The sequence below is a fragment of the Corynebacterium sp. CTNIH16 genome (assembly GCF_032821655.1).
Taxonomy (GTDB): domain Bacteria; phylum Actinomycetota; class Actinomycetes; order Mycobacteriales; family Mycobacteriaceae; genus Corynebacterium; species Corynebacterium marquesiae.
Window position 1 is genome coordinate 1 of the sequence record NZ_JAVBIG010000025.1, and the last position, 4,259, is coordinate 4,259.

Below are 4,259 nucleotides of genomic sequence, written 5' to 3' on the forward strand. Positions count from 1 at the left end.
CAGACGGCACTCCTGGTGCAACCTTCTAGCCCCCGATGACTTCGAAGCGCTTAATTCAGCTACACTGACCCAAGCAGCATAGCTAACCCCCGACGTGTCTACTTTCCGGGGGCCAGGCCCCCTGGACGTGACCCCACAAGGCAGACACGCCGTCGGGTATGCCGAGCATACTCAGTAGCCCCTTCCCCAAGGCTCCAACGGCAACGAGCGCGATAGCAACGACGAGGACACTGGCTGCAATCCACGAGGCAGACTGGCAGGCCTTAATAAAGTTCGTGTTCGATTTTTCCATGTCGTCGTTATACTGCTTGCGTTCTGCGCGTATCTCCTCCAGCAGCTTTTCGTTGGCCTCCTTCTCCTGGAGCAGAGCGTTGCGAGCCTTCTTAGAGGCTTTTGCTGCCTCGCGCAGGCTTTCAGACTCTTTCGACATTGCCTCAGATACAGCCACCTCTACCAGCGGTTCCAGGCTAGAAGTCAGGCTCGAAGTCATCTGAGCATTCAGGCTCTGGGCTACTGCTTGGCTGGAATCCTTGTCGAGATGGATGGGGCTTTCGGCTGCTTTGAGCACCAGTCGTTGCATCCTTGTCAGGCGCGACATCTGCTCGCTTATCTCGATTAGATACCCTTTCACACCCTCCAGGCCGTTGGGCAGATCCTCGATATTCTTGATCAGACCCGTGATCATCTGCTGCACTTCCATCATCGTTACTTGGAAGTGACTGCTGCTCACGTAGTTCTTGTTTGCGGCGAGATTGCTTTTTACGTTCCTTAATTCGCTTTCCGCTTGCGTCAACCTCGTCGAGAAGTCGCTGGGCAGAGAATTGAGAATGTCCCCTGTATCCTCCGGCAGACTCTTCAGTTTCTCCTGCAGCGTCTTGATAGCCTTCTCCGCCTTGTCCAGGCGCGGGCTGAGAACCTTCAAGACGTTTTCCATCTTGCCCTTCGCCGCTGCTTGGGCTAACTCCGTCATCTGGGTCACTGAGACCATGATTTAATACCTCCTGGGTGTAATGGTTTTCCTCCTCGTCATCGAGAAGGCTGGAGCCGTATTTCGCCTCCAGGTCATCATCAGTTGAATTGGCTTGAAGTGCTGCAAGCTGCCGCGCAAGAAGGGCTGCTTGAGCCTCGTTAACGCGCTCGGTCACGCCCTCTAGCGAGTAGCTGCGGCCCAATTTTGAGCCAGCTTTAGCTGCCTTACGCTTTCGAGTACGCCCGGCCTTCGTGGTGTTCGTGAAGTAGGCATCCTCGCCGTCATCGCCGACCAGGGCCACGGTCAACGACTCGCCTTCAGCCTTTGAATTGGGCTGCACTTTTAGAGACAGGTTGTAATCGCCAGCAACCTCTATCGCCTTCTCCAGTGGGTCGCCAGCATCGGCCACCCGTTCATCCGCGCACAGTTCATCCATGCGCTTACGCGCGAAATCCGCCCACGTGCTTGCGGTCAACTCATCCACCTTCAAGCTGGTCGAGTCTGTGGACTTGCCTTCTTTGTGTGCCCTGCGCTCGGCAGGAAGTAGCGATTTTTCTGGCTCACGTTCTAAGACACGCATCCCCAAATCGCGCATCAACTCGTCGTTGATATTGCGCAACTTGTACCAGTTACGCATGTCCCTCGGCGCAGCCTTCTTTGTACGAGTGTCATGGTTGGCAAAGACAATATGGTTATGGACGCAGCCGCTTTTACTGTCGGTGTGCGTGGCAACGGTAAACGGAACTCCCGTGTCCCGCGTAAGCCGCATCGCCAACTCAGAGCCTGCTGCATTAGCCCGAGCTACATCCGCTGGATCGTCTTTATCTAGCTCGTCTCTAGCCCACGATTGGATATAGATAATTGCTTCATCGGTGCGCTGAGCCGGAGCATAACGCTCCATTTCTTCCACACTGGCCTCCATGAAGTCCACACCCGACCAACGGCCAGCTGTAGCCTGTGGCGAAAACGATTCAGCGCCTGGTTGAACCGTACATAAAGCATCAGCTCGCACCTGACCCTTGCGGGCATTGTCTGCCGTTCCATAGACGGCGTAGACCGTTGCCGCGCGGATGTCCTGGCTGTAGTTAATTTTGATTGTGGACAAAGTCCTTCACCTCTTTTTTAAGAGAAGAAACCTCGCCAGCAATGGTTTCTACAGACTCAGACACGGGTGCAACGCCGTCGATATTCGCGCGGCGAGCCAACTGGTTTAGATTGACACCAATCCGGCGCAGTTGATCGTTCATCTCGTCCAGGCGGCGCAGCGTGTCCGGGGCCAAACGCTTCTGCGTTAGTACGCTCTCCTCCTTTGCGAGGACGTAGAGAGCTTCCCGGAAAACGACGGCTTTTTGAACACCTGCAACCCGTGCGACCTCCTCGACAAATCGGTCTAAATCCTTATCGAGGCGCACGGTGGTGCGCGAATATGTCGAGAACTTGTCTCGCATATCCACCTCCTACTCATTGTGCTTACTGTGGCAGGGTGGCCCCGACTGCTGATGCAGCCAGGGCCACAGTCTGTTTGTAAGGGTCACGCTTCTCCGGTGTCGGCCCCCTGAATCTGCGGGGCAGATTCAGGCGTACTCGCCACCGTCAAAGACGGCCCTCACAAACAGGCGGCCAGCAAGCCACTCGGGCACCTCCGGTGCCTCGTGGCGCTGGCGAGGGAGATTCTCTCCCTCGACCCTCTGGCCCTACGCTTGCGGGCCATTCTGGCCCGCGTGCTTCGGGCCTGCGGCGGGATTCATTTGACTCTGTGGAGTCCTCTGAATCGACTGCGGAGCCTTTATCGGCTCCTGCGTTCCGCCGCGAGGTGCGCCCTCGTGTCCCTCGGACGCTTCACGGGAGGGGGCCTCCCGTATACCGATTTCTGCGAACAGTTCCCTTACGGAACCGCCGCGAAATTTGGACCACTTGCTTGAAGGCTCATAAGCGCAGGCGTAGAGAACTTCGCCTAATTGACGCTTAAACTCCTCAACCTTCTTGGCTTCTTCGGCTTCTTTTTGCTCCCGCTCCTGGCGGAGAGCTTCAATCTTTTTTACCGACGAAGCGGTCTGAGACTTCGTAATCATAGTTCTGGTTCCCATCCTTTACTGGTGTCTTTTGCTTCTGGTTCATTCTGGAAAAGTGGGGTGAATCGCGGGTTTTTGACCCGAGGGACACGAGGCTTCTTTTTCCGCGGCGGCTGCGGTGGGTAGCCACCTTGATTCTGCTTTTTCCGCCGCGACTGAGCGCGCTCATCGAGGGTTTGCTCTAGCTGATCAAGCTCAGCGTCAACCTTTTCTCCCTCCGCTTTAAGCTGCTCCAAAGACACTTCTTCTTTTGGGGCGTGCTGGGCAAAATCGTCCAGAATCTCCTGGACTCGGTTGGAACGACGGATAATATCGGCGCGGTCTAGACCAACCAAACCGGCGATAAGCCCCTTCGCAGACTCCTCCGCTGCGTACCTGCTCTCCTCCATTTCCGCGCCTGTTTTAGCTCCACTGCGCGGCGCTCGTGGGGCGCTCGGCATCCGTGGTGCTCGGGGCGATTGTGGCTCCATATGTTCCTCCTTATCTTGGGTTGCGGTGTATTGGTGCCATCGGGAACTCGGTCTAAGCACCCGATGGTTCAAGACTTAGCTGGGGTGCTGTTGCTTGCATGGTTAGCGTCTCTGTGACGATAAAAGTGCCTATAGGAGGGCCGCGAGAAAGCTTCATACCAAACCGACTAGGGGGAGGGGTGCTAGACATAGCCATCACCGCGATTCAGCTCATCGGCAAAGGCACGAACAGCATCCATATCGGCATCGCGTAGCACCGTCGAACGCCGAACCTTCTTGCTCATGTGATCCCACTGCGCCCGGGTGAATTCACCCATCCCCAAAGAGGACAACCAACCCACCTTCTGAGCCACGGAAACGCGAACAGCCAAACGGTCAACGACGACAAGACCAGCCTTATGCGCGGCAACGAGTTCGGTGAGTAGGGCACTGTCAGCCGTACGGATACGACGACCCCGAGCAGACTCAAAACGCTTAAACCAGGTCTCCCAATCATGACCCGTGCGCAGACACCCAGTAGGACGGTCAACACCTGTGGTCCCATACCGAACCAACTGCATGTGACCAGCGATCCCACGTGCATGTTTATAGTCGTCGACTGAGTCCCACGCGCAAGTGTCGAACCCGGGCCTGGCCCCCGGAAAGTAGACACGTCGGGGGTTAGCTATGCTGCTTGGGTCAGTGTAGCTGAATTAAGCGCTTCGAAGTCATCGGGGGCTAGAAGGTTGCACCAGGAGTGCCGTCTGC

General features: G+C 56.3%; 6 protein-coding genes. All 6 read right to left on the bottom strand.

Annotated features, from left to right (window positions below):
* Positions 1 to 82: 82 nt before the first annotated feature.
* The gene (locus RAE04_RS11555) at positions 83 to 490 is read right to left on the bottom strand and encodes a hypothetical protein (protein WP_317027458.1); all 408 of its coding nucleotides are present in this window, start codon (positions 488 to 490) and stop codon (positions 83 to 85) included.
* Complete coding sequence (locus tag RAE04_RS11560) at positions 468 to 2,075, bottom strand: relaxase/mobilization nuclease domain-containing protein (protein WP_317027459.1); 1,608 nt, start codon at positions 2,073 to 2,075, stop codon at positions 468 to 470. The genes RAE04_RS11555 and RAE04_RS11560 overlap by 23 nt, the downstream gene beginning before the upstream one ends.
* Entirely contained in the window at positions 2,056 to 2,418 is a 363-nt protein-coding gene (mobC, locus tag RAE04_RS11565) for a plasmid mobilization relaxosome protein MobC (protein ID WP_070769497.1), read from the bottom strand. The genes RAE04_RS11560 and mobC overlap by 20 nt, the downstream gene beginning before the upstream one ends.
* A 246-nt stretch (positions 2,419 to 2,664) precedes the next feature.
* Positions 2,665 to 3,042 (bottom strand): hypothetical protein, encoded by a 378-nt coding sequence (locus RAE04_RS11570; RefSeq protein WP_070769496.1) that lies wholly within the window; start codon positions 3,040 to 3,042, stop codon positions 2,665 to 2,667.
* Positions 3,039 to 3,431 (bottom strand): hypothetical protein, encoded by a 393-nt coding sequence (locus RAE04_RS11575; protein WP_070769495.1) that lies wholly within the window; start codon positions 3,429 to 3,431, stop codon positions 3,039 to 3,041. The genes RAE04_RS11570 and RAE04_RS11575 overlap by 4 nt, the downstream gene beginning before the upstream one ends.
* 263 nt (positions 3,432 to 3,694) lie before the next feature.
* Positions 3,695 to 4,072 (bottom strand): hypothetical protein, encoded by a 378-nt coding sequence (locus tag RAE04_RS11580; RefSeq protein WP_317027460.1) that lies wholly within the window; start codon positions 4,070 to 4,072, stop codon positions 3,695 to 3,697.
* Positions 4,073 to 4,259 lie beyond the last annotated feature (187 nt).